Origin of the sequence: Pseudoalteromonas sp. BSi20652, from assembly GCF_000239855.1 — a bacterium.
Classification (GTDB): Bacteria; Pseudomonadota; Gammaproteobacteria; order Enterobacterales; family Alteromonadaceae; genus Pseudoalteromonas.
In genome coordinates, this window is the sequence record NZ_BADT01000110.1 from 1 (window position 1) to 4568 (window position 4568).

Annotated in this window: 5 protein-coding genes, 1 tRNA gene and 1 pseudogene; 4 read left to right on the forward strand and 3 right to left on the reverse strand. The window is 35.8% G+C overall.

Annotated features, from left to right (window positions below; translation table 11 throughout):
* Positions 1-15 precede the first annotated feature (15 nt).
* Positions 16-1305 (reverse strand): annotated as a pseudogene (locus P20652_RS18180) (NCS2 family permease).
* 161 nt (positions 1306-1466) lie between these two features.
* On the opposite strand from P20652_RS18180, the gene P20652_RS18185 reads away from it, so the two are divergent.
* The 3 genes from P20652_RS18185 to P20652_RS08465 all read left to right on the forward strand — a co-directional run bounded on the left by P20652_RS18185 (position 1467) and on the right by P20652_RS08465 (position 3128).
* The gene (locus tag P20652_RS18185) at positions 1467-1886 is read left to right on the forward strand and encodes a sel1 repeat family protein (protein ID WP_050548207.1); all 420 of its coding nucleotides are present in this window, start codon (positions 1467-1469) and stop codon (positions 1884-1886) included.
* Positions 1887-2174: 288 nt separating this feature from the next.
* Positions 2175-2609, forward strand: coding sequence for a SulA-like leucine-rich domain-containing protein (locus P20652_RS08470; protein WP_008169086.1), 435 nt, complete (start codon positions 2175-2177; stop codon positions 2607-2609).
* Between the two features lie 39 nt (positions 2610-2648).
* Positions 2649-3128: a YchJ family protein gene (locus P20652_RS08465; RefSeq protein ID WP_033017518.1), complete on the forward strand. Its 480-nt coding sequence runs from the start codon at positions 2649-2651 to the stop codon at positions 3126-3128.
* 199 nt (positions 3129-3327) lie between these two features.
* On the opposite strand, the gene P20652_RS08460 is transcribed toward P20652_RS08465, so the two are convergent.
* Together P20652_RS08460 and P20652_RS08455 are read right to left on the reverse strand one after the other, a co-directional pair.
* Positions 3328-3630 (reverse strand): DUF6172 family protein, encoded by a 303-nt coding sequence (locus P20652_RS08460; protein ID WP_002961433.1) that lies wholly within the window; start codon positions 3628-3630, stop codon positions 3328-3330.
* Between the two features lie 177 nt (positions 3631-3807).
* Positions 3808-4335, reverse strand: coding sequence for a VC2046/SO_2500 family protein (locus P20652_RS08455; RefSeq protein ID WP_033017519.1), 528 nt, complete (start codon positions 4333-4335; stop codon positions 3808-3810).
* Between the two features lie 112 nt (positions 4336-4447).
* On the opposite strand from P20652_RS08455, the gene P20652_RS18190 reads away from it, so the two are divergent.
* A tRNA-Tyr gene (locus P20652_RS18190) sits at positions 4448-4532 on the forward strand.
* Positions 4533-4568: the final 36 nt, after the last annotated feature.

The following is a 4568-nucleotide window of genomic DNA, read 5'->3' on the forward strand; positions in this document are numbered from 1 at the left end:
ATTATTTGTTGGCCATTAAGACAAAAATGCAAATTTGAAAACAAACAATGCTGTTAACATCCAAACACTAATACTTACCTGTTTTTGCTTACCACACAATACTTTAACCGCTGTATAAGATATAAAACCAAGCGCAATACCGTGCGCAATCGAAAATGTTAATGGTGTCATTAGTAGTACCACAGTAACAGGAATCGCATCGGTCATATCATCCCAGTTTACAAACTTTAAGTTTTGCAGCATCAGTACAGCGACATATAAAATAGCACCTGCCGTTGCATAAGCCGGTACCATTTGTGCAAGCGGTGCAAAAAACATCATTAGTAAAAAGCAAATACCTACAACTACAGCCGTTAAGCCAGTACGCCCGCCAACAGAAACACCAGCAACCGACTCTATATACGATGTAGTCGTAGACGTGCCTAGCACCGCACCTGCAATAGTTGCTGTACTGTCAGCACTAAGGACACGGCCTAACCGTGGCATATTGCCCTTCTCATCTGCCAAACCTGCTTTTTGTGTAACCGCAACTAACGTACCTGAGGTATCAAACAGATCAACAAACAAAAATGCAAAAATAACACTGAGCATTGATATATCAAAAGCGGCTGCAAAATCTAGCTGCATAAATGTAGGTAATATAGAGGGAGGCATAGCCATTACGCCTTGGTATTGAACAAGATCCAAACTCAAAGCAATGCCAGTTACTAATAAAATACTAATAAGTACACCACTTTTAAAGTCACGATATAGCAGTGCAGCAATAACAAAAAAACTGAGTATTGCCAATAAGGGACCTGGTGAAGTAATGTCGCCCAACTGCACTAATGTTGCTGGGCTTGAGACAATAATGCCTGCATTTTTTAGTGCAATTAACGCTAAAAAAGCACCTATACCTGTTGCGATAGCTCGCTTTAGCACCAGAGGTATGGCATTAATAATCCATTCTCTGACTTTAAATAAGCTTAAAATAAAATATACAACCCGACATAAAAACAGCCCCTAATGCGGCTTGCCAGGTATAACCCATTCCTAATACTACACCATACGTAAAAAGGCATTTAGTCCCATGCCAGGCGCTAATGCTAATGGATAATTAGCCCATAACCCCATGATAAAACAACCAATAGCAGCAGCAATACAGGTCGCAGCAAACGCAGCACCTTGATCCATTCCTGCTTCGGCAAGCATTGCTGGGTTCACAAATACAATGTATACCATTGTAATAAATGTGGTTACACCTGCAATACATTCACGGCGAACCGATGAGCCATTTTCATTAATTTTAAATAAGGTTTCGAGCATAATAAACTTATGATTATAAAAAGTAGTAAAATTTTATCATAAATATTATTTTTCAAAGGACATTTTCCGTTTACGTATACTAAACTATTGAAGTAACTAAAATAACAAATGAATGAATATGATAAAAACAAACGCCCACAGACCAAGATTTAGAGCAGCAACTGGATAATATACTGTCTTTTGTAACGCAGCCTAACAATGTAAATTCAACGCAGGGTAGCGATAGCAATAAACAAAAGGCGCTAAATAAAGCGCTTTATTATTTAAAGACTAAACAAAACCCACTTGCTGCTAAGTGGATGCGTTTAGCTGCTATGAGTGGCGATCAGAAAGCGCAGTTTTACTTAGGAATACAGTTTATTAAAGGTCAAGGCGTACCAAAAAGTATATTTCATGCTGTGGCCTGGTTAAGCTTATCAAGCGCTCAAGAATACCAACCCGCAATTGCTGCGTTAGCTGATTTGCGTAAGCATATTGAAACTAAACGCTTTAAAGACGCGCAATGTTATGCAGCAAGTTTGTATGAACAAATTCACCAATTGCAATTTTCTGATTTAATACCACAGGCGTGTAAAAAATAATCACTATGAATTATCTCGGGTATACTATGTACGTAAACAACTGTATAAAAATATAAGCAAAAAATCGTTCTTTACAATAGATATAGCGCTGTATAAGTAATTCACTTAACTTTATATAAAAACGAAAATAAAATAAACCTTAAAAATCAATAGTTAAAAAATAAAATAATCTTGAGTGGGATTTTAAAATGAATTGTTGTACAAATAAATAGCAAAAAACACTTGCACACAAACACTGTATAAACTACTGTATACGCATACTGTATATACAACCAGTGAGTGAGAGACATGTTACAGCCAATTACCGTAAGAACTGTTAAAAGCTATCAACAAGATGATAAAAGCGATTGTGTTAATATAATCCAAATTGAAGATGAAATTTCTGCTACATTTGAATTATTAAAAGTACTGCACCAGTATAATAACCTAAACGCATGGACATTATTAATTGCACCAGATCATGTGCCTAGCAAGGCATTACTTGATTCATGCTCTATCGATACCAGTAAATTACTTGTGATTAGGCAAAAGCATTTAGTGAACTTAGAGTACGTATTAAACTCAGCTTTACACAATGGTAATTTTGCAGCAGTTATTACATGGACTGACATGGTTAATAACCAACTACTTACCAGCCTCACTTTAGATTTAAACAAAACTAATACCAAACTATATTGTTTTACAAAATATATTCAAACAACAAAGATACCGCTTACTCTGTAAGATTGTTAAACTAACTCTTTTACACTTTGTATTAATATTATGACTTCACTTAACTCTACAATGTGTGTTTGTGGCAGTCAGCAAAATTATGCTGACTGCTGTGAGCCCCTTCATTTAGCAATACAACAAGCTAAAACACCTGAACAATTGATGCGCTCTCGCTATAGTGCCTATGTACTTAAAAATGCAAAATACGTTTATCAAACCTACGCTATTAACAAGCAGCAAGAAAACCCTATTAAAGAAATCAAAGACTTTGCTGATAGTTGTCGCTTTATAAAGCTTACTGTTATTAATTCTGGTCATGAAAATAACCAAGAATTTGTTGAGTTCAAAGCGCATTACTTTTATCAAAACTTATATTGCGAGTTAAACGAAAAGTCACAGTTCATTAAAGAAGACGGCCAATGGCGCTATCTTGATGGTGAGATATATCCAGTCGCTGATATAAAGGTTAGTAGAAACGATAACTGCCCTTGTGGCAGCGGTAAAAAATATAAAAAATGTCACGCAGTTTAAAAATAAAATATTACTTAACGTGGTTTAATAACCTGATCCCTCATTAACACAAAAATATAAAGATTAAATTAAAGTGATTTAAAATTACACAGTAAGTAAATACATTTAACCTTAATTTTATTAAAACTAAAATTTAGACAATAAAAATGGGCTATTTAAGCCCATTTCTTAATTATACGCATACCCAATAATTTAAGTATTACTCATCATCGTCTAAATCTAGTTGTTGACGTTGTGCAGGTCGCGCTAAAATCTCTACATAAAAAGAGGTTAAACCTTGCTTTTCTATTTCGCCTATTTGGTTACTTAATTCAGCAACGTGTACAACTTGAGCATCTTCCGCAGTGTTACCAAACTTACAGTCGAATGCCCAATAATCGGCATCTTCAGGCAGCGTTTTATTACGCTCTCTTTTCAAATATTTTTTCACTTCGTGCTTTGCAGCATCAACCATACGAGGATATTTGATTTTCTCGTGATTCAGCGTGAATGTTTTCTTCATTACGTTCCTAATTACCTTGGTTTAATGATAATGGCATTTCATGTCATACCATTTGATGCCATTATAGCAATTGCAATTAATTTTTGGATGCTTTTTTTACATTAAATCTATTTTTAGGCAATTAAAACTATAAAAATTGTTTAAGCTTAAGCTTGAGTTGTTTTATGGCTTGAACATCTAAGCACTAGCAAGGTACAAAGGATGATGTAGATCTGCATTATTTATATCATCATAAAAAGCAGCTGCATCCATTTGCGGATAGGAGAGTTGAGTTTCACTGCCTTTTATACGCCTTCGTACAGCAAGCTCACAATTATCAAGCACATTGAGCGGAATATATGAGGCATCGTTTCTTATCGTAAGTGGTTCAGGGTCTAAGCAATGGGCTAGTTTAATATCACTCATTCCTGAATGCTCTCCATTTATGACTAACAATGATGCATTATGTTGTCCTATTAACATGTCGAATTTATCCGGTGCTAAAGGCTGTTTAGGACCTGCCCCAAACTGCTTACGAAGTGCGTCTTCATCAACAAATAAATTTTCTATGTCTGCTTTGGGTAAATGAAACTGACTAAAATCTAGAACATCCTGAGAAAGTATAGCAAGTAAAAAAGAAAACTCTTCTCTACGATGTGCATGCACACTTTTGTTAAGCCGTGTGCTCAACTGCCTTTCTGTGATTAACAAATCATCGATTTGCATAGACTTTAGCCGATTGTTGTAGGTTATAGATATTTATCGGCTTTATTTCATTTTTCTTTAGCTTTTTTCTTTACTTAAATACACGTTTTGCTATTATCAGCGCCGTTGCATTGGAGGGGTTCCCGAGCGGCCAAAGGGATCAGACTGTAAATCTGACGGCTCAGCCTTCGCTGGTTCGAATCCAGCTCCCTCCACCACTTTTCTTACCGCTAAGTTAAGTGGGGCCAAATGCA